Consider the following 17,647-nt stretch of genomic DNA (forward strand, 5'->3'; position numbering starts at 1 on the left):
ACATTTTTCAGTTGTTGATAGATGTATTCCTGAATCGCAATGATCTGCGTGATTTTATTGTTGATATCATCATACAATTCTTTTTGCTTTTCATAGGAATCCAGAAAAGCCTGTTCGCTTCCTAATCGAACACCGTGGTTTACGGTGATCTGTGACAGAAGTTTGTCGTTAATCACTATTTGCTGGCTTTTTACAGATGCAACAGAGAAGAAAAAAACTCCGGAAAAAAATAGTTTTTTCATTTTAGAAAGATTTGATGTTATCCATGATGCTTTCAACTACTTGCTTATCCCTATTGACATAATATTGAAAGGCTCTTTTGTTACGTTTTACTTTGGCTTTAATATCTCTTATCTTGAGCAGCATATGCGTAGAATTCCTGCTTATTGCCTTTAGTTCCCCTAAAGCATAGTCCAATAATACTTTACGTTCTGATTTTTCCATTTGGTTGATGGCTCCGTAAGACAAAATGATCCCTGTTACTAACCTTGTTACCATTTGCAGATCATCAACAAATTGAACCTGGGAAGGCAATACCGCAATAATTGAATAAGGAGCATCACTTATTTCATTGATAATAGCAGTCTGATTGTTTGTTATTTTGGTTATTTCCCTGCTCATTGCTATTCCTGTCGGTACAGCTTGAATGGCAAATGAAATAATCCGCAATCTGTCCTGAACTTTGGTAATCTTTTCCTTGAATTGGTTCCATTGGGTTCTATTAGCTGTTTCTACGGTAGCATTGGCAATTTGTTTTTGGCGCATTTCCTTTTGCCTGTCGTGTTCTTTCATAGTGGCATTGATTTCTATATCCATCATCGGAAAAGAAACATTTTCCTGTTGCCAGGCAGGTGTAGAACCGCCACCGGAGGATGTCAACACAAAATAAACAGCCGGAATAAATAGGCTAAGAAGAATCTTCTTTAACATTTTGTAATTTTTTAAAAATTCCGTTTGTACCTGTTCATTATGTTTTCAACAATACCTTTGTCGGTATTGATATACCCTGCAAATGGATTAATTGAATTCCAGAATCCTAATCGATTGGCTTTTTCCAATCGTAACTTTATCGCCAAAAGCCAAAGCTTCAGATTTTTCACATTACCGGAAATATTATGCAGGATTTTATATCGATCTCCTGCAGTAGCAAAATTCAGTTCTCCGGATGCGAGAATATCAGATACATCGGTCACGATCTTTAGACTTTGCTCATAGGTTTTTTGTGAAGCTTTCACTCCGAATATTGCATATTCAGGATGTTCTGATGCTAGTTGTACAACCTGCGATGAATAATTGTAGCATTTATTAAGCTCAGAATAGATTTCCTGTGCCTGAATTCCATTTTGTAAAGTGCCGGAAACTTCTTTTAAACCCTTCAAAATTTTATTCTGAATATCATTAGCTGCAACCATCTGGGTTCCCACCCAGGTTTGTGCGTCCTTTAACTTTGAAGTTTCCTCAATGACTTCGTTCTGTTTGGCTTTCAGATTTTCAGAATAGAGAATCATTGCCGCCGTTACGGTTGGGTCGATGTAGGTGTTTTGAGCGAATGCCATTGTCCCATAAAGTGGGAAAAGAAGCATTACTATTTTGAGACTAAATTTTTTCATATAGCTCTTGTTTTTGGTTGATTAATTCTAAAAAACTGAGATTTCGGTCTTCCAATTCCTGCGAGATGACTTTGAAAACATTCTTTCCTTTGTGTTCTTTTTTCATCATTCTGTAAAAGGAATTGATTTTTTGATCCAGAGGATTTTGATATAAGTTCACGAGTGACACTAAGTTTTCGAGACTATCTCCGAAGGTTTTTAAGTCACCAACTATCCTGTGCAATGCTTCGTCATAGTCTCCATATTGATGCACATAGTACTCAACTGCTGACTTTTCGGGCTTTTCCGTGGTATAGGTCAAATACTGTTCAAGGGACACTTCATTTCCATACACTTCTCCTTTTGAACCTCGTTTCAGATAAAATTCCTTGAATCGGCTCCTCCCGAATTTGTTGTTAAGATTGTTGATCGTAAAAATCTTGTTTTGCTCTACTTTATTGAGCGAAAGCAGTGATGCTATTTTATCAAAGTTGTCTTTGAACTTCGTCTGGTCAAGCAATATAAACGTGTCCGAATTATTGATGATGGAATCTTTAACCACTGCATTTCCAATAATATCATCCAACTCCTGCGTTACCACTACTGCTTCTCCCCAAAATTTCCTTACCGTTTTGTATAAATAAAGAATGTAGCCTCCCATCAGTTTACTCGCAATGGCTTTCCAGGCTTCTTCGATAATCAATGCTTTCCTGCGGTCTTTTCTAAGGCGCATTTTCTGAATAAAAGTGTCCATTATAATGAGTGTTACGATCGGAAAGAGTTTGGGATTATCTTTTACATTATCAATTTCAAAAACAATAAAAGATTCGTCAAACAGCGTATTATCTGCATTTTCATTTAACGTAGTGCCGTACCTTCCGCCTTTGTAAAAATCTTTCAGTACAAATAAAAAAGTGCGCAGATTAAATTCCTTTTCTATAATATTGTGTTTTTTGTTATTCAGGTAGATAGGAAGAAATTGATCACAGTAATCATAAAACCCATTGAACGAAAGTTCTGCTACTGTTAGCTTTTCTTCTAATTCTTTGATTTTTCTGATGATGGCTTTTCTAAAGGATTCATTCCATTCATCAGCTGATCTGGGTTGTCTGATGATGTCATTCGACTTGATTAAAATCAACTGCGTTTCATTGTATATTTTCCTTCTTTCTTCATCGTTAAGCGTGTCATACGCTTCATAAACCTTGTAAAAATTTTCGCTTTCATATTCCGGATTATTGATGTTCTTATCAGGATGATAAAATTTCAACAATTTTCTTCCTGCTTCTTTTATTTCATCGGAACTGGCATCGAAAGTAATTCCCAAAATGTCATAGTAAGTATGCTGTCCTTTGGCTTCATTCTCATATTCAGAAAAAAGATCCTCTTCGTGAATGTTGTATTTACCCAAATATAGAATGAGTTCTTCAGATGTTTTATTTTCATACCACTGTGTTCCCGAGTTGAAATACTGATGGTAATACGACATCAACACATTGTCTAAAATGGATTTTTGTGCGGATGACATTGCAGCATCCGGACCTTGCCAGATCAGGAAGATCAGGTTGGTCAAAAATTCGATTTTTTCGATATTAAATTCTTTCTTATTCATCAGAAAAGGATTCATAGTAATCGGTTTTTCTTCAGTGTATTGGATGTATCTTCCTCCCTTATATTTGCAGGTTCCCGAATAGGAATCTCCCGTATCAACAATGACTACATCATAATTGTAGGTCAAATACTGCTCGATAATATTGTTCATTAAAAAACTCTTGCCTGACCCACTAGGTCCGAGAACGAACTTATTTCTGTTATTAATTCTTCCTATTTTCATCGGTAGATCCGAAGGATCTACTTTTAGTGGAACGCCTTGTCTGTCTGTAAACCTCAGATAGAAATTGGATTCTTCATTGACGGGGTAACTTTCTTTAAAAAAAAAACACAAGGCCGCTTCGCTTGTCGTCATAAACAGATCATACTCCCTGAGTTCTGTTCCATTACCAGGAATGGCTGATCGCCAGAGTTCCAATTGGTTGTAGGCATTTTTTGAAACAATGATTCCTTTTGTGAATAATTTGTTTTCTATCATCGATTGGATGTTCTCCATTTTTTCCAGTGTCTGTGCAGAAAAAAGGATGGAAAAATGAGCGTTAACAACTAGCTGTCCGTCAATGGCTATGTTATGAAGCAGGGTCTGAATCTCGTCTGCTATGATCGCATTGGAAGGAGAATTGTTGGCTGCTCCCTCGTGCTTTTTCTTCTTTTTGTCGAGTTCCCTCTGCTGCTGTGCCTGAAGCGGAATCACAATGATCTGATTATAGACAATCGTTTCGTAGTCTTCCAGTTCATTGATAAAACTAAAATTATCAACCGCCGTCTCAGCTGCCGCGCCATTACCGCCGAGAACAGAATAAGGTTCGATTTCTGAAGGTAAATCGATGTTTTCTACATCCACGTAAGAAATGTTCTTCACGAATCGGTTCCCAATCTGCAAAAATTCGTTGGTGCTTTTGATATTATCAAATAGGGGAGATTCGGAAAACTGCATCGACAAAACACCAGAAATGTAATATTCAAAATCTTTCTCAAACAAAAACTGCGGTTCACAGTCATTCTGCTTCAAAAGCATCAATACTTTTTGGCATTTGTCCCGTAGTTCTTTATAGCTTTTTTCAGAGAAATTGTAATGCTTTTTTTTCTTTTTCAGTTTATCATCAATAATATCTGTAAAGAACAGAACCGTTTCAATGGTTTTGAAAAGCCTGCCGTCAAAATGTTCTGAATATTTTTGTTGTAGAAATTGGTTGGATTGCTCTGCAGTATATTTCTTCTTAGAAAAAATATCGAGCTTCTGAACAATTCTTCCCTCTCCAATGATCGATACCACCTGATTTAACACCGTGTGGAAATTAAGATAGCTATCCGGGTCTGCCGAATATTGCTCTACAATATTTTTTATCTTGATCCCGATAATCGGATTACCATATTGTCCGAAAAGGACATCAAAATCCCAATTGAAATCTTTTCCATAATCATAGCCTATAAATGGGATGCTAAATGCTTGTTTTTTTGTTGTTGCCATTCTTTAAAAGTTTATTACTGTCTAACCTTTTTGGAAAAATTAAGATGTGATCGAAGTTTTTGGTCTTGTCATACAAACCATACTTATCCTGTCTTTTGAAAATGAAGTAAACACCTCCCGCAGTGACTGCAAGACCAAGCAAAGAGCCTAAGAGACCAAACTTCGAGAGTACCAATGCGGAAATGATCCCGCCTCCGATGACGCCGACTGCGTAAAAGATGTATTTCCCTTTGAGTCCGAAGAATACAAGAGGCTTTTTCAGCCCCTTGTAGAGATAGAATCCCATATTAGGCAAAGAATGCTGTTACGAATTCCGGAACTACAATCAGGAATATCATTGCTCCACCATAACCAAGGATCTCTTTGTTGACATCCTGATCACCATTCGTCCATTTGTTGTAAACCCGAAGACCTCCGATGAAACCAACCAATCCTCCTACTGCTTTCAAGATCAGTTTGACCGGATCCCAATAATCAGTGATATCACTTGCTGCATTCGAAATTGCTGTTGCACCACCTTGGGCAAATGCGGGGGTTATCGCCATAATTGCCAAGGCCAGGGTTAGAACTTTTTTTGTTGTCACGTTTTTTGTGAAAAAATTTTTCATCATAATTCAAAAAATTTATAAAGGGTTAATAATCAATTGAGTGTTAAATTTTGGGCATAGAAGTCCCGGACAACGGATGGAAATCCGCTGTTAATTCTAATAATCAGTGCGTTAGATTTTGTTTAAGTTGGCTAACTACATGGTGGATTGATAAACTTTGTATCCATCGTAGTTCGCAACCATTTGAACCAAGGTTTCAGAAAGATTGAGCATCGCCTTCCAATCTTTTATTCTGGAAGTTTTCTGGTCTGCACTAACCGTGATCGGGTTTTCGCTAATCACTTCATTAGGTTTCTGATTTTCCTTTTCGGTTGATATTTTTTCCTTTTGTTCAAAATACTCTTCGCTTGATTCAGCATTTTCAGGATGTGATTGGTTTTCAATTTCGGTAAAATCCTTTTTTGATGGATTATCGAATTCATCCAGATCTTGTTCAGATTCAAATTGTTTTCTTAAATACTCCAGATCTTGTCGTTCTTCATTTCCTTCAGTGATATCAGAATGGATTACATTTTTATTAAAGGACTTGGGAGTGTTGAGATTTTCTACATCTTCAATCCCTATAGTTGCAGTAAGATCTTCGTACTGTTCGGAAATTTCGGACAAAGAAAATTCCTCCGTCTCTTCTTTATAGGTTTCTCTTTCTTTTTTCAGAAACAGATCGTATAAGATATTACCTGCATAATACATCAGATAAACAGCCAGAATGGTAAGTGAGATTTTTATCATTTTTTATTGATTTAGTTGTCAGTCGATCGTTGTTTTATGTTGGTATTGAATCTTTTATTTTTTCCTTCTTTTTAATCACTTGTATTTTGATTTTTGAGGTTTCATTGATGTATTTTATAAGTTCATCGAATGTATGTTCTACTGCATATTTTTGTTTGCTTATCAGGCTTCTGGTATTAATAGTTTGTAGGCAGTTTCTTTTGAATACCGGACTTGGCAGCAGCATTCCATATTTTGCGAGCTCAATGTCCATTGCTTCCTGATTCAGATACTTGTAGCCTTTATCATATTTGGAACGGATAAATACTCTTTCAGCCTCACTTTCCAATAGTCCCAGCATATTGATAAAGACCAAAGTCGATTTTACAGAAACATCGGAATACTCAAAAGGTGTTACGATAAAATCACTGTATATGAGCAAATCACTGTATTTTGCATCGAGCGTTCCGGCCAAATCAAAGAGGTTAATCTCATCGCTTTCTTTTAAATTAATGAGAGTTTCAAAGTCTGAAAAAGGCTGCTCTTCTTCCTCGCCAATAATTTCTACATCGTACAATTTTGGAATGTCCAATAGCTCATCATCTTTCCATTTGTAGTAAAATGATTTCTGATAATCAAAATCGAAAACATTGATTTTCCTTTCTGAAATAGCGGTAATGTAATTGGCAAAAGCTATGGCTAATGTCGTTTTTCCGGTTCCTCCTTTTTGGGTAGCAAATGTGATGATCATAGGTTTTAGTTGATTTTTACTGGACTGAAGACGATTTTTCCATCAACTTTATCGTCTCTTTTTTTGTCTTTTTTTGAGTTCATTTTCGGCAGGGTCTTTTGCAGTTCCAGAACTTTTCATCAACTCAAAAAGAAGTTCGTTGACGGCTTTGTTTAATTCTGTTTTTTCATTATTTTCAGTCCGGTTTTCTGTTTGCACTTCATTTACGCTTATGGGATTCAGAAATTTTTGATATTCCTTTTCTCCGATTAATGGCTGAAGTTCACCCACGTAATGGAACTTGGTATGAACAGCATACAGCTTTCCGTCTTCAGCAGTCGTTATAGAAATATCTTTTTTTTCATCATTTGTGTTTTTGTTATTTCTAATAAAGTCCTTTACTTCAAACTGGACTTTTCGATAGGTTTCCAGATCTTTTTTACCCCGGTTTTCAAAAAGCATAAAGTCCTTGATTTCTGCTTCCGGATTATTCTTCTTAAAAAATTCAAGCAGGATCTTTTTTGTTTCCTGGCTGCGAATATTATAATCCTTCAGGATTTCAAAAGTCTTCTTATCCAGCTTTTCAGAAGTAAATTCAAATACTTCATTCATTTTCAGTAGATCACTACCTTTATATACTTTTTGTGTTTTATGGTCGATTACAGTGTAGCCAAAAGGATTTTTTTCTTTATGATGAAAAACCATATCGATCCCGAAAACATCTCTCAACTTTTTTTGAAGTTCACTTTCAAAAGTGATTTTTACTTTTAAATCATTTTCTTCTAATTTTTCTTTTGGGAGCATCGATTTCAGTTGCCTATCATCTTCTACTTTAAAAACCTTGGTGGAATACAATTCTTTGTATTTGCTTAATATACCTTTGATCTGCTTTGCCCTTTTATCATTTTTGCTGTTATCAAAAACAATCTGACTTCCTGAAAGTGTTTGCTGTATTACCCCGTTTTTTAAAATTTTAAAAGAATTTTCATCATTTGTGTTTTTGCCTATCTTATATCCATTTCTATTGAGTAGAGTTTCCAACTGATTAAGCGAACTTATTTTGTAGTTCAGCAGTTTTTCCAGTTCTTCTTCCGGTTTCTGACCATACAATTTTTCCATTGTAACGCTTAATGCTTTTTGGGCTTTAAGCCTTTCATAACTGTCATTGATCTTTTTCCCTGTCTGTTTATCAACTCGGGTAGAAACTATGTGTACGTGATTATTATCTGTATCCTTATGAAACACCACAATGAAAGGCTGTTCGCCATATTTCATTTCATCCATAAAATTCGCCGCGATCTTAGTCAGCTCTTCTTTCGAATGTCCTTGAAATTTCGTAGAGATCATTGCGTGAAATTGAGGTTTCTGCACTTTTTTGTTCCCAATCGAAATAGCTCTCAAATAGTTTCTTACTTCTTCCTTGCTGCTTGATTCGTTAATGAAGGAAGGAAAATTTTTCATCAGCTTTAATTCTCCGGTTCCATTATCAATTTTCTTATCGTTATAATGAACTCCTGGAAAACTCGGACCTGCCGGATCCATGATCTTAACAATCATTTTGATAGCTTTGCATAGATTTTCATAAATATTTCGTTCTGTTCTTTTTTCAGAATTAAGATCTCTGCTAACTTATCCGAAAAATTTCTGAGCTCTTTTTCGCTGATGAACTTTTGACCATTTGCTATTTTTGCTACCTGATTGATGTTGGTTTCAATTTTCCCGAAAATGTTATCCTGTTTTTCAATGAACGCCAATATTTTTCTCCTCTCATCATTTAAAATCCTGTTCTCAACAGAGTCGATGATTAAGCTTGTCAGAGAAATTTGCTTTTTGGAACAAAGATTTTTCCAGTCTTTCTTTTTTTGACCCTTGATCCTGATCAAAATCACCTCATCTTTTGCTTCATCAGTATTCATCTTTCAAATTCAAATTTGATTTTCTAAATGTTGTTTTCTATATTGGAACAAGGATGACCGTTGCAATTGCCATAATGCCTACAACGATAGAACTCACGACCTTTACTTTTTTCACTTCCCTGATTTGTTTTTTATCGATTGAGATAGTCTCTCCTTTTTTGGAAATGCCATAAATACTTTTATTATCAATTAATGTGATTTTTATTTTGTGGATTTTTGCAGTGAAATCCTGAACTTCATATTTCTGATTTATTTCTAGAGAATTATCTTTTAATGGTTTGCCCGGATTCGAAATAATAGCTCTACAAGATGTTAGCGAAACGATAATTATTAGCGATAAAGATTTAAAAAAAATTTTCATAGTTTTATGATTATGGCGTTACCCAACTTGTTACGCCGTTAACACTTTTCAGAATATATGTTCCGGTAGACGGAGGGTTAGGAACCGTTTCTGTTGCGAAACCAAATGATCCATCAGCTTTGGCAACCACTTTTTTTGTATAGGATAAATCTCCGTCTGCATTGGGCATTTGGGAAGGTGTTACGCTGAGCTTGCCATTGATATTTAACCATCTTTCAGAAAAATCCCCCGAAATCAAAGCAAATTTGTAATCCGTATAATTGTTCGTGATACTATCCCAAAAGCTGGTTGAACTTGTTGTGACGGGGGTTGAATGTATAGCCAGTTTATTACTTATGCTTCTGTTTCCTGTGGCTGGGCTGCCTGCACCAATACCAATGAAAATATTGTTAGATCCTGTTCTGTTTCCTGTTCCTGACAGGTAGCCGATAGATATGTTATCGTTTCCTGAAGTGATGTATGACATGGCTCCAGGACCAATTCCGATATTTCTGCTTCCGGAAATCACTCCATTTAAGATTCCGTTCAATGCTGAAACTCCTGCTCCATAATTAAGTTTACCTGTAATTTCGCCTTGAGACATTGCGTAAGCGCTGGCTGAATTTCCCTTTCCGGACGTTATATTTGAATCGGTGGCAAAAATAGAATTGTAATCACCTATGATTGGACTTCTGGAAATGCCCAGTATGTAATTTTCTTTCTCATCAAAATCAAGATGCAGACTGTTCTTGACAATAAGTTCAACCGTAGAAGTGTTGCCCTTGAGCGCAACTGTATCTAGTGGGTCTTCTTGTATAAATGACTTCCATAGATCACCGTCAAAATAATACAACCCGGACTTTGTGATATGAATGACCTGACCGGATAAATTAGTAGCTGGAGATGTTACAAACACGATCGCTCCTTTTTTTGCAGATGAATATGTTTTTGTTGCGAGTTGGTTTCCTGTAATCCTTGGAGGAATAATCCCGTCATAATGATTGGTGTCATTTGGTTTCCCTACAACTTCTAAAGTAGCCTCGGGCGTCTGGGTGTTGATGCCAATCTGTCCCTGTATTGATATTGCTATGAAAGGCAGAAAAAAATAAATTAATGTTTTCATTTTGTTTTTTTAATTAAAATTCATTTGGTCTTAAGAATCGTATTAACTGTGTATAATTTATATTAATTGCTATAATTTCAGCATCCTATTGTAGATAGGGTCTGATCCAATTTGAGTAGCCCTGAAGTTCTCCATAAGTAAAATATGATGTTGATATTGCGCCTAAAGAAGCTTGAGGAATTTTTATGGTAAAATTTTCAAGCAAGGCAGGAATAAGCATTGTTGAATTCTCAGGATGTAAAAAAACAATCTGGTTAGGAATATACCCTATGTCACTAAAGATGTCCGGAATATTTATAAGTGCGTCTGAAGTAATTGGTTCTGAATCAGTCGACCTGAATATTTGAAATTTTACATTGACGATACCATTAACTTTTCTGAATGATACGGATCCTTTTAAGCCTCCATAATTTTTGGTCCCAATGGTATAGTATTTAGAAGCGGTTAAATAATTATTTGTATTTCCATTATAATTAACCGGAGCGGACCATGTAGAAGTTGCACTAAGAGCCGCAGTGCTGGTATGGTCAAATGTCAATAGAATTCTATATTCAGTGGGTTGCTTTTCTTTTGAAAATGTTTGCCACAAATTGCCATCAAAATAATACAATCCGGGTTCGGTTATTTGAATGACTTGTCCTGATAAATTGGTAGCCGGAGATGTTACAAAGACGATAGCTCCTTTTTTTGTAGATGAATAGGTCTTTGCAGCGAGTTGGTTTCCTGTAATTCGTGGAGGAATAATTCCGTCATAATGATTGACATCATTTGGTTTTCCTACCACTTCTAAAGTCGCCTCTGGAGTTTCGGTATTGATGCCGACCTGACCTTGGATTGATACTACTATTAATGATAGTAGAAGATGACTCAATTTTTTCATTAGTATTTTGATTAAAAATTCTGTGACAAAATTGGGTGTTAAAACCTTCCAAAACAATAGTATTCAAAGGGTTTGGGCTAAATAAGAATAATCTGGATTAGTCTGGAAACTTCAGAAGATTAAAAAAGAATAATCTGGATTAATTTGGATTCTTCAAAATATTAATCGTAATATTGCAATATTAAACATTGCAACTATGGGAGCTACTAAAACAGAACATTTTACAGATAAGCAAAATCAAATTGCAACAATTGCAAAAGCATTAGGGCATCCAGCCAGAATAGCAATTATTGAATATCTGATGAAAGTCAATGAGTGCATCTGTGGGGATATTGTGAACGAATTGCCATTAGCTCAACCAACCGTTTCTCAACATTTGAAAGAACTGAAAAACGCAGGGATTATAAAAGGAAACATTTCCGGAAACGCTATCTGCTATTGCATAGACGAAAAGACTATCGAAATTCTAAACACTTATTTTTCCGCAATAGTACAAACTGTTACCAAATCAAAATGCTGTTAGCATTTTTTTATCTAAATATATCGCAATATTGCATTTAACCTATAAACATTTAATTATGAAATTATCAGAAATAAAACAAATTTTACCAACATTAGAAAATGTTGAATTCCAATTAGAAAATGGAACTTTTGTTCCGGAACATTTTCACGTTACGGAAGTAGGAATGATAAATAAAAACTTTATTGATTGTGGCGGTGTCATCCGTTCAGAGAAGGTTGTCAATTTTCAGCTTTGGAATGCAGACGATTTTGAACATCGTTTGAAACCTAACAAATTACTCAACATTATCAAACTTTCTGAAGATAAATTAGGAATCGAAGATTTTGATATTGAAGTTGAATATCAAAGTGAGACAATCGGTAAATATGATTTAGAATTTAACGGGAAAACATTTATTCTAAAAAATAAGACTACAGCTTGTTTAGCACAGGACGCTTGTGGAATTACATCAGAAAAAGAAAAGAAAAACTTATCCGAACTTAATGTAAATCAAAACAATTCTTGCACACCAGGTGGAGGATGTTGCTAAACATAATTTACTCACTAATCTGCCATTGTAAAATAATCAAAACCAAAGATTAATGGATGAAATATACGACGTCGTTGTTATTGGAGGAGGACAAAGCGCTTTAGCCTGCGGATATTATTTGAGAAGAGCTAAACTGAATTATGTAATATTGGATAAACAAAATATATCTGGAGGTGCCTGGCTTCATACTTGGGACAGTCTAACCCTTTTTTCACCAGCCGATTACAGTTCCTTGCCTGGCTGGGCGATGCCGAAATCTAAAAATAAATTTCCTCCTAAGCAAGAAGTAATAAATTACTTACAGCAATACGAAGCACACTATCAGCTGAATATAAGACGGGGATTTGAGGTTAATAATATCAAAAAAAATGGAGATTTTTTTATCGTTGATATACAACAGAACACTATAAAAGCTAAGTCAATTATCTCAGCAACCGGAACCTGGGGAAACCCTACTATTCCAAACATAGATGGCATCGAAAGTTTTAAGGGAATACAAATTCATTCCGGAAACTACAAAAATCCAGAGGACTTTATAGGAATGAAAACTTTAGTCATTGGTGAAGGGAATTCCGGTGCACAGATTGTAGCTGAAGTTTCAAGATTTACTGAAACAAAATGGTCTACAAAAAGAGAACCTCAATTTCTTCCAGACAATGTAGATGGTTATTACCTATTTAATGTTGCGTCAGCGAAATACAAAGCGGAAAAAGAAGGAAAACCCTTTGATGCATCGCAGTACAATTTAGGAAATATCGTTATGGTTCCTCCTGTTAAAGAAGCTCAGAAAAGAGGTGTTTTAGTTTCAAGCGGTTCATTTCATAAGATTTATGATCAAGGCGTGGTATGGGATGATGGAAATACAGAAGAGTTTGATGCTTTTGTCTGGTGCACAGGCTTTGGTTATGACACCGCCTACTTAAGATCAATCGTCCGTATAGATGAAAGAGGTATCGCTAAAACCACAGATAGCAGATCTTTGGAAATGGAAGGTTTATGGTTTGTTGGCTATGGTAACTGGACAGGCTACGCATCTGCAACATTAATTGGTATAAACAGATCTGCAAAACAAACAATAATTGAAATAGAAGAATTCTTAAATAAAAATAAATAAAATGAAAATTGCATTATTCAGCGACATTCACGCTAATCTCCCTGCATTGGAGGCATTCTTTGCAGATGTTGAAAAAAGAAATCCCGACAGCATTTATTGCTTGGGAGATTTAGTAGGTTACAATATTTGGCCAAACGAAGTGGTCAATGAAATCCGTAAAAGAAGAATACCAACTATTGCAGGCAACTACGATTTTGGCATTGGGAGAATGAGTAATGAATGCGGTTGCGCCTACAAAACAGATGCTGAGAAGGACAACGGAAATATCTCCATTTCATTTACCAATTCTTTGATGAAAGATGATGAAAGGGCGTACCTGCGAACACTTCCAGCACATATAAAAGTAGAATTTCAACTGAACGAAGACAAACTGAACCTGCTTTTGGTACACGGGAGTCCGAGAAAAATAAATGAATATCTTTTCGAAGACCGTGAAGAAAAAAGTATGCTTCGTATTATGGAACAAGCCGATGCCGACATTATGTGTTTCGGACATACACACAAACCATATCATAGAGTTTTAAATTCGGGTATTGATGGACAAGATCATTTTCGTCATGCTGTAAATATCGGTTCTGTTGGGAAGCCGAAAGACAATGATATCAGAGGTGGTTATGTGATGTTGACAGTTGATGAAAACAGTTCTGTTTTGAACAAAGAAAGCATCAGTGTAGAATTTATCCGCTTCGACTATGACTTTGAAAAGGCAGCAAAGGCAGTGGAAGACAGCCCTCTTCCAAACGAGTATGCAGAAAATCTAAGACGTGGCTATTAATTGTTAAAATCTAAAAAAATGGAACTTCCAAAAGATCTACATTATTCAAAAGAACATACTTGGGTTCGTATTGAGAACAAAACTGCAACTGTCGGTATTACAGCATTTGCTCAAAAGGAATTGGGAGAAATCGTATATGTTGACTTGCCGAATGTTAATCATAACTTCAATCAAGACGAAGTATTTGGCTCTGTAGAAGCAATTAAAACCGTCAGCGACCTATTTATGCCTCTTTCAGGAAAAATTATTGAAACCAATGAGCACCTTTTAAAAGAGCCAACGCTTGTAAATTCTAATCCATTTGATAATGGCTGGATGGTGAAAATTGAAATTGAAGACCTAATAGAAACTGAAAATTTATTAACTGCGGAACAATACGCTCAACTCAATAATTAGACGATGCAACCAAAATTAAAATTCCTCGACCGCTTTCTTACCCTATGGATATTTTTAGCAATGCTGTTGGGCGTTGGGTTGGGATATTTATTTCCTAATATTTCTACTGTCACAAATTCTTTATCTGTCGGAACAACTAATATTCCATTAGCGATAGGCTTAATTTTAATGATGTATCCACCTTTGGCAAAAGTGGATTACTCCCTGTTACCAATGGCTTTTAAAGACAAAAAAGTAATGTCGGTATCATTGCTACTCAATTGGATTATCAGTCCTATTTTAATGTTTGTTTTAGCTATCATTTTTCTACGAGATGAGCCAGACTATATGATTGGTCTAATTTTGATTGGTTTGGCAAGGTGTATTGCGATGGTAATTGTCTGGAATGATCTTGCAAAAGGTAATCGGGAGTATGCAGCTCTGCTAATCGCATTAAACAGTATTTTCCAATTGGTGTTTTATAGTTTTTATGTTTGGCTTTTCATTAATGTATTACCACAAAAACTAGGCTTAGGAAATTTTAATATTGCGGTACCAATGAAAGATGTTGCCGAGAGTGTATTCATTTATTTAGGAATTCCATTTATTGCAGGATTTTTGAGCCGCTATTTCTTGATTAAATTAAAAGGAAAAGATTGGTTCAATAGAAAATTCATTCCGGCTATTTCACCTATTACTTTGTATGCTTTGCTGTTTACTATAGTATTGATGTTCAGTTTAAAGGGAGACAAAATTTTAGAGCTACCAATGGACGTTGTTAAAGTTGCCATCCCATTAGTAATTTACTTTGTTCTTACATTCTTCATCAGTTTTTTCATTAGTAAAGCATTGAAAGTACCTTACGACAAAAATGCATCGATTGCTTTTACGGCAACAGGAAACAATTTTGAATTAGCCATTGCTGTAGCGATAGCGGTTTTCGGAATCCATTCTTCACAAGCATTTGTTGGGGTCATCGGCCCTCTTGTGGAAGTACCCGTATTAATTTTATTGGTTAGGGTTAGTTTATGGCTAAAAAGAAAATACTATACTTAAAAAAAATATTAGCTGAGACTCTAAAAAAACAAGTTCCGCAGTTTTTTCCCCTTTTTGCAAAAAAGGCAAGAGCGTCTTAGGATATAAAACTTGTAAAAGTTTGTATATACAAAGACACATCTTGCCATAAAAGTGTGCCGTTTTTTTCAGAGCTCTGAAAAAGAATTTTTGTACAATTTATAACGCTGATAATTATTCATTTATATTAAATCAGCATTGTCATAGAGAGAAAAAAAATCACAATATTATAAGAAAATATTATCCTGTATTCTAATTTTGCAGGTATAGATTGAACCTTTATCTTTTTCACGCAGGTTAAGTAATGACCTGTATTTAAATTACACAGGCTGATAAAAACAAATCTTGTATTTTCTTCACGAAGGCTTAAGCTGTAGTCATTTTACGCAGGCTTACAATCAACCTTACTATTTTACCTAGGTATAAGATTACACCTGTGCTTGTTTTACACAGGTTCCAGAATGAACTTATATTATTTTATACAGGTAGGATATTAAATCTATAGTTTCTTTACGCAGATACAAGAAGGACTTAAGTTCCATTTATAATACCCAAAGTTGAACAAATATCTAAATACAACAATGAAATCAATAAGATATAAAATGATAATTCAATAAATTTGACTAAATAAGCAGAGAAGAAATGGATTTAGGAAAAGAGACTACTTGGGTATTAGAATTTTACAAGTTGTACGAAAGCAGAAATATTGACGAAATAAAGAAGAGGCTGTTCGACATTTCTGATATTATGATATATCTACACGAAATCTTAGCGGAAAAAAACCTAAAGCTACAGGAGAAAGATATGTACTCGGAACAATTGGTCATTAAATTGCACCTTCAGAATTTAAGCTTGTTAGAGCTATCAAAAGGACATTCAATCAAATCTAATTTTTACGAGAACAAAGCTCCACATATTAAGTTTTTAGATCTGTCTTCGATTATTACAATTGTGAGGTCACAGTATGAGTCTCTTTTAATGTATCAACATTTATACATTAATTCCGATTGTGAAAACGAACAAAAATTAAGATTTGAGTCGTGGATTATGTCTTCTATGATGCTAAGGTCTAAAGTATTCTCTCGGTCGACAGCAATTGACAAGCAGAGGTTTGAGAATGAACAAGAAGCAATTATGAGATTACGCAAAAGTATTTCAAACAATGAAATTTTTCAAAAACTTTCCGAGAAACAACAAAAAAGCTTGCTGGAAAATGGTTCCGGAAAATTGTTTAAAAGTTGGGATACTCTATTTTTAGAATCAAAATTCAGTGAAAAGGGCGTATTCTCAAAACTCTATTATACGGCTTCTGTTTATGCTCATTCAGAAGGCATTCTTGCCTTTCAGTTAAAAGAGACCAAACATCTGATGGAACACGAACATATGAAGGAAACCCTTTACCTTATGCTTTTTTATTCCTATCTGATGACCAGTATAATGATAAAAAATATTACAAATAAATTTCCCTTGGTCAAGGAAAGGTATGATAAATTGGATGAAAAGAAAAAGTTTGAAATTGATTTTAATTATCTTCTGTCATTTAAGTAATCATAAAACTGATGATATATTATTCTACCGAGAATTATTATCGGTATTTCTTGACCACCAAAAATCCTCCAGTTTCCAGGTATGATTTCTAATTTCGTGGACTAAATCCTTTAGTTCGTCAGAGTAATCAGTTTGTCCAAGCTTCATTTCAATTTCAGTCTGTATTGTCCAAAGAGACCTGCTCAAAAAATTGATATGCTTTTTTAACTCATTCATTCTGTCATAGGAAATCTCAGAATCATTGCCGAAATTATAATCCTTAGCATTAGAACAATTATCTGACAAAAGATATTCACCATCATTATCATCACTCTTTATAAAGCCCAACCTGAGCGCCACTTTTTCGGAAGCTGTAAAATTATCTTTACCTATTTCAACTTCGTTAATCGTTATTCTCTGTTCATCTCTCTTTAAAAACAAATGAGGAATAATGCTTTGCTTCAAGGCATTTGTCAAATGTCCCATTCCCCGATATTCCGGTAGTACAAACCAATGTAAATCTCTTACCATATCATATACAATGGCTACAAAAATGTTCTCTGCATTTTTTATCAGATAAAAATTGTCAGGTCCATCAGAAGAAGTTACACTATCTGTCAATTTGGGTATATCATCCCATATTTTGGCAAAATCCACATTTGAACTTAGAGGTCTACGATAAATTAGACTAGATATTTGGTTATTTTCATTTAATCCTTCAAGCAAAGATTGTAGTGATTCATTTGTCATTTTT

The 17,647-nt window shown here is 35.0% G+C and carries 20 protein-coding genes and 1 pseudogene; 7 read left to right on the plus strand and 14 right to left on the minus strand.

Features of this window, described 5'->3' with window-relative positions; all coding sequences use genetic code 11:
• The 13 genes and pseudogenes from F564_RS0112280 to F564_RS20865 form a co-directional block, all read right to left on the minus strand.
• Positions 1–242, minus strand: a pseudogene (locus tag F564_RS0112280) (hypothetical protein); the annotation flags it as partial.
• Position 243: 1 nt separating this feature from the next.
• The gene (locus F564_RS0112285) at positions 244–930 is read right to left on the minus strand and encodes a hypothetical protein (RefSeq protein ID WP_028122623.1); all 687 of its coding nucleotides are present in this window, start codon (positions 928–930) and stop codon (positions 244–246) included.
• Between the two features lie 11 nt (positions 931–941).
• Complete coding sequence (locus F564_RS0112290; RefSeq protein WP_028122622.1) at positions 942–1,610, minus strand: hypothetical protein; 669 nt, start codon at positions 1,608–1,610, stop codon at positions 942–944.
• The gene (locus F564_RS0112295) at positions 1,597–4,671 is read right to left on the minus strand and encodes a TraG family conjugative transposon ATPase (protein ID WP_028122621.1); all 3,075 of its coding nucleotides are present in this window, start codon (positions 4,669–4,671) and stop codon (positions 1,597–1,599) included. The genes F564_RS0112290 and F564_RS0112295 overlap by 14 nt, the downstream gene beginning before the upstream one ends.
• Positions 4,643–4,957, minus strand: a complete 315-nt coding sequence (locus F564_RS0112300; RefSeq protein ID WP_028122620.1) for a DUF4133 domain-containing protein — start codon at positions 4,955–4,957, stop codon at positions 4,643–4,645. The genes F564_RS0112295 and F564_RS0112300 overlap by 29 nt, the downstream gene beginning before the upstream one ends.
• 1 nt (position 4,958) lies before the next feature.
• Positions 4,959–5,279: a DUF4134 domain-containing protein gene (locus F564_RS0112305; protein WP_371462110.1), complete on the minus strand. Its 321-nt coding sequence runs from the start codon at positions 5,277–5,279 to the stop codon at positions 4,959–4,961.
• A 135-nt stretch (positions 5,280–5,414) separates the two neighbouring features.
• The gene (locus tag F564_RS0112310; protein WP_028122619.1) at positions 5,415–6,008 is read right to left on the minus strand and encodes a hypothetical protein; all 594 of its coding nucleotides are present in this window, start codon (positions 6,006–6,008) and stop codon (positions 5,415–5,417) included.
• A 34-nt stretch (positions 6,009–6,042) separates the two neighbouring features.
• Complete coding sequence (locus F564_RS19225; protein WP_051259641.1) at positions 6,043–6,738, minus strand: ParA family protein; 696 nt, start codon at positions 6,736–6,738, stop codon at positions 6,043–6,045.
• A 48-nt stretch (positions 6,739–6,786) separates the two neighbouring features.
• Entirely contained in the window at positions 6,787–8,274 is a 1,488-nt protein-coding gene (locus tag F564_RS0112320; RefSeq protein ID WP_028122618.1) for a relaxase/mobilization nuclease domain-containing protein, read from the minus strand.
• Positions 8,271–8,633 (minus strand): hypothetical protein, encoded by a 363-nt coding sequence (locus F564_RS0112325; RefSeq protein WP_028122617.1) that lies wholly within the window; start codon positions 8,631–8,633, stop codon positions 8,271–8,273. The genes F564_RS0112320 and F564_RS0112325 overlap by 4 nt, the downstream gene beginning before the upstream one ends.
• A 37-nt stretch (positions 8,634–8,670) precedes the next feature.
• Positions 8,671–8,994, minus strand: a complete 324-nt coding sequence (locus F564_RS0112330; RefSeq protein ID WP_028122616.1) for a bacteriophage spanin2 family protein — start codon at positions 8,992–8,994, stop codon at positions 8,671–8,673.
• 10 nt (positions 8,995–9,004) lie between these two features.
• Positions 9,005–10,096, minus strand: a complete 1,092-nt coding sequence (locus F564_RS0112335; RefSeq protein ID WP_028122917.1) for a hypothetical protein — start codon at positions 10,094–10,096, stop codon at positions 9,005–9,007.
• A gap of 85 nt (positions 10,097–10,181) precedes the next feature.
• A complete protein-coding gene (locus F564_RS20865; protein ID WP_028122918.1) occupies positions 10,182–10,976 on the minus strand; it encodes a hypothetical protein in 795 nt (264 codons plus the stop codon).
• A 196-nt stretch (positions 10,977–11,172) separates the two neighbouring features.
• Here F564_RS20865 and F564_RS0112345 point away from each other — a divergent pair, with 196 nt between their 5' ends.
• The 7 genes from F564_RS0112345 (at position 11,173) to F564_RS0112380 (ending at position 16,914) form a co-directional block, all read left to right on the plus strand.
• Entirely contained in the window at positions 11,173–11,499 is a 327-nt protein-coding gene (locus F564_RS0112345) for an ArsR/SmtB family transcription factor (protein ID WP_002981116.1), read from the plus strand.
• Between the two features lie 55 nt (positions 11,500–11,554).
• Entirely contained in the window at positions 11,555–12,028 is a 474-nt protein-coding gene (locus tag F564_RS0112350) for a DUF6428 family protein (RefSeq protein WP_028122919.1), read from the plus strand.
• A 52-nt stretch (positions 12,029–12,080) separates the two neighbouring features.
• Complete coding sequence (locus tag F564_RS0112355) at positions 12,081–13,142, plus strand: ArsO family NAD(P)H-dependent flavin-containing monooxygenase (protein WP_028122920.1); 1,062 nt, start codon at positions 12,081–12,083, stop codon at positions 13,140–13,142.
• Position 13,143: 1 nt separating this feature from the next.
• On the plus strand, positions 13,144–13,917 hold the full coding sequence (locus F564_RS0112360; RefSeq protein WP_027381130.1) for a metallophosphoesterase family protein: 774 nt from the start codon (positions 13,144–13,146) through the stop codon (positions 13,915–13,917).
• Between the two features lie 18 nt (positions 13,918–13,935).
• Positions 13,936–14,313: a glycine cleavage system protein GcvH gene (gene gcvH, locus F564_RS0112365; RefSeq protein WP_028122921.1), complete on the plus strand. Its 378-nt coding sequence runs from the start codon at positions 13,936–13,938 to the stop codon at positions 14,311–14,313.
• Positions 14,314–14,316: 3 nt separating this feature from the next.
• On the plus strand, positions 14,317–15,348 hold the full coding sequence (gene arsB, locus F564_RS0112370) for an ACR3 family arsenite efflux transporter (protein WP_028122922.1): 1,032 nt from the start codon (positions 14,317–14,319) through the stop codon (positions 15,346–15,348).
• A 660-nt stretch (positions 15,349–16,008) separates the two neighbouring features.
• Entirely contained in the window at positions 16,009–16,914 is a 906-nt protein-coding gene (locus tag F564_RS0112380) for a hypothetical protein (RefSeq protein WP_028122923.1), read from the plus strand.
• Positions 16,915–16,938: 24 nt separating this feature from the next.
• On the opposite strand, the gene F564_RS0112385 is transcribed toward F564_RS0112380, so the two are convergent.
• On the minus strand, positions 16,939–17,643 hold the full coding sequence (locus F564_RS0112385; protein ID WP_028122924.1) for a GNAT family N-acetyltransferase: 705 nt from the start codon (positions 17,641–17,643) through the stop codon (positions 16,939–16,941).
• Positions 17,644–17,647: the final 4 nt, after the last annotated feature.

This window comes from Epilithonimonas tenax DSM 16811 (assembly GCF_000428485.1).
GTDB lineage: Bacteria > Bacteroidota > Bacteroidia > Flavobacteriales > Weeksellaceae > Epilithonimonas > Epilithonimonas tenax.

Excerpts from the sequence above, each read along its gene's own strand:
- F564_RS0112320 (WP_028122618.1), bottom strand. The coding sequence starts at position 8,274 with ATGATTGTTAAGATCATGGATCCGGCAGGTCCGAGTTTTCCAGGAGTT.
- F564_RS0112345 (WP_002981116.1), top strand. The coding sequence starts at position 11,173 with ATGGGAGCTACTAAAACAGAACATTTTACAGATAAGCAAAATCAAATT.
- F564_RS19225 (WP_051259641.1), bottom strand. The coding sequence starts at position 6,738 with ATGATCATCACATTTGCTACCCAAAAAGGAGGAACCGGAAAAACGACA.
- F564_RS0112350 (WP_028122919.1), top strand. The coding sequence starts at position 11,555 with ATGAAATTATCAGAAATAAAACAAATTTTACCAACATTAGAAAATGTT.
- F564_RS0112305 (WP_371462110.1), bottom strand. The coding sequence starts at position 5,279 with ATGAAAAATTTTTTCACAAAAAACGTGACAACAAAAAAAGTTCTAACC.
- F564_RS0112300 (WP_028122620.1), bottom strand. The coding sequence starts at position 4,957 with ATGGGATTCTATCTCTACAAGGGGCTGAAAAAGCCTCTTGTATTCTTC.
- arsB (WP_028122922.1), top strand. The coding sequence starts at position 14,317 with ATGCAACCAAAATTAAAATTCCTCGACCGCTTTCTTACCCTATGGATA.
- F564_RS0112310 (WP_028122619.1), bottom strand. The coding sequence starts at position 6,008 with ATGATAAAAATCTCACTTACCATTCTGGCTGTTTATCTGATGTATTAT.
- F564_RS20865 (WP_028122918.1), bottom strand. The coding sequence starts at position 10,976 with ATGAAAAAATTGAGTCATCTTCTACTATCATTAATAGTAGTATCAATC.
- F564_RS0112335 (WP_028122917.1), bottom strand. The coding sequence starts at position 10,096 with ATGAAAACATTAATTTATTTTTTTCTGCCTTTCATAGCAATATCAATA.
- F564_RS0112325 (WP_028122617.1), bottom strand. The coding sequence starts at position 8,633 with ATGAATACTGATGAAGCAAAAGATGAGGTGATTTTGATCAGGATCAAG.
- F564_RS0112380 (WP_028122923.1), top strand. The coding sequence starts at position 16,009 with ATGGATTTAGGAAAAGAGACTACTTGGGTATTAGAATTTTACAAGTTG.
- F564_RS0112295 (WP_028122621.1), bottom strand. The coding sequence starts at position 4,671 with ATGGCAACAACAAAAAAACAAGCATTTAGCATCCCATTTATAGGCTAT.
- gcvH (WP_028122921.1), top strand. The coding sequence starts at position 13,936 with ATGGAACTTCCAAAAGATCTACATTATTCAAAAGAACATACTTGGGTT.
- F564_RS0112360 (WP_027381130.1), top strand. The coding sequence starts at position 13,144 with ATGAAAATTGCATTATTCAGCGACATTCACGCTAATCTCCCTGCATTG.
- F564_RS0112290 (WP_028122622.1), bottom strand. The coding sequence starts at position 1,610 with ATGAAAAAATTTAGTCTCAAAATAGTAATGCTTCTTTTCCCACTTTAT.
- F564_RS0112385 (WP_028122924.1), bottom strand. The coding sequence starts at position 17,643 with ATGACAAATGAATCACTACAATCTTTGCTTGAAGGATTAAATGAAAAT.
- F564_RS0112285 (WP_028122623.1), bottom strand. The coding sequence starts at position 930 with ATGTTAAAGAAGATTCTTCTTAGCCTATTTATTCCGGCTGTTTATTTT.
- F564_RS0112355 (WP_028122920.1), top strand. The coding sequence starts at position 12,081 with ATGGATGAAATATACGACGTCGTTGTTATTGGAGGAGGACAAAGCGCT.
- F564_RS0112330 (WP_028122616.1), bottom strand. The coding sequence starts at position 8,994 with ATGAAAATTTTTTTTAAATCTTTATCGCTAATAATTATCGTTTCGCTA.